This is a genomic window from Streptomyces sp. SBT349, assembly GCF_001083795.1.
Lineage (GTDB): Bacteria > Actinomycetota > Actinomycetes > Streptomycetales > Streptomycetaceae > Streptomyces.
The window spans coordinates 1-1604 of sequence record NZ_LAVK01000649.1; the positions used below are offsets into that span (position 1 = coordinate 1).

The following is a 1604-nucleotide window of genomic DNA, read 5'->3' on the forward strand; positions in this document are numbered from 1 at the left end:
TGTCCCGTCCTCCCCCCGCCCCGGGGTCCCCCTCGGCGGGGGGAGGCACTGACGGGCAACCTACCGGCGGCGGGCGGGCCCCACCAGGGGACCGCGGTCGCATGCCGGACGGGCCGTTGGGTACCCGGAAGCAACGGCCGCCGCACGGCCGGGAAGCAACTAAGAGAGCGTCCCGTTCGTCTTGAGGGATGTGGGGAGAGATGTCGTGCATGATCCCGCGCCGTGAGCGCGCGCCCAGGGGTGTGGCCGGGCAGGGTACTGCATCGCCGGGAAAAAGATGCGCAGCTTGGGAATTCTGTCCGGATTCCCGTCGTTGATTCGTTATGGATGCGGGAGAGGCAAGGGGGCATCCCGGTCCGGTCCGACATTCAAGGACCTCGTGTACTGATCGTTTTGATCACTTCGCAAGGGAGCACGTATGGCAACCCGTGCCGTCGCCCGGCGTCCCGGCACCGATGACCGTGTCGAAACGACGGGCCGTGTCCGGTCCAGCGCGGGCAGCGATGCCACGGAGCGCGACCTGGTCGGGATGTATCTCGACGAGATAGCCCGCACCCCGCTGCTGGACGCGGCGAAAGAGGTCGAGCTGTCTCTCGCGATCGAGGCGGGGCTGTACGCGGAGCGCGTTCTGCGGGGCGATGAGGAGCCGGCCACCGGGGGCGCCGCCGCCACCGCGACGCCCGAGGAGCTTCAGGCGCTCGTCGCGGCGGGGGAGCGCGCCAAGGACGCGTTCATCCGCGCGAACCTGAGGCTCGTCGTCGCCGTCGCCCGCCGGTATCCGCGCAGCGGCCTGCCGCTGCTCGACCTGATCCAGGAGGGCAACGCCGGCCTGGTCAGGGCCGTGGAGAAGTTCGACTACAGCAAGGGATTCAAGTTCTCGACGTATGCGACGTGGTGGATCCGGCAGGCCATCACCCGGTCCATCGCGGACCAGTCGCGCACCATCAGGCTGCCCGTCCACCTGGTGGAGGAGCTGGGCCGGATCCGGCGCTTGCAGCGGGAGTTCAACCGCGAGCACGGCCGCGACCCGGATCCCGGTGAGATCGCGGGCGAGCTGGCGACCACGCCGGAGCGGATCCAGGATGTCCTGGACTGGGCGCGCGACCCCGTCAGCCTGAACATGTCGGTCGACGACGAGGGCGAGACGCAGTTCGGCGACCTGCTGGAGGACACCTCCGCCGCGTCGCCCGAGCAGTCGGTGATGGTCATGATGCGCCGGGAGGGTCTGGAGGACCTGATCGGCCGGCTCGACGACCGCACCGCGGCCATCATCAGGGCGCGGTACGGGATCGAAGACGGCCGCGAGCGCACGCTGACGGAGGTCGGCAAGCAGCACGGCCTCACCCGGGAGCGGATCCGGCAGATCGAGAAGCACGCGCTGCTGGAGCTGAAGCGCATGGCGAGCGACTCCGGGTTCGACGCCGCCGCATAGGGCGGGGCGGAGAGGCGGCGTAGGGCGGAGAGGTGGGGCGAGGAGGCGGGCCACTCAGGGCCCGCCGCACATGGCGAGGAGACGTCTCATGACGACGTCGAGGAGAGAGTCCCGGCCCGCTACCGGCGCCGGGGCTCCTTGCCGCAGGGGGGCGTTTCGTGGGGTGTTCCGG

General features: G+C 70.3%; 1 protein-coding gene. It reads left to right on the forward strand.

The annotated features are described in order from the left end of the window. Positions 1-418 precede the first annotated feature (418 nt). Positions 419-1432 (forward strand): sigma-70 family RNA polymerase sigma factor, encoded by a 1014-nt coding sequence (locus ADY01_RS35520; RefSeq protein WP_049581002.1) that lies wholly within the window; start codon positions 419-421, stop codon positions 1430-1432. The last annotated feature ends 172 nt before the right edge of the window (positions 1433-1604 follow it).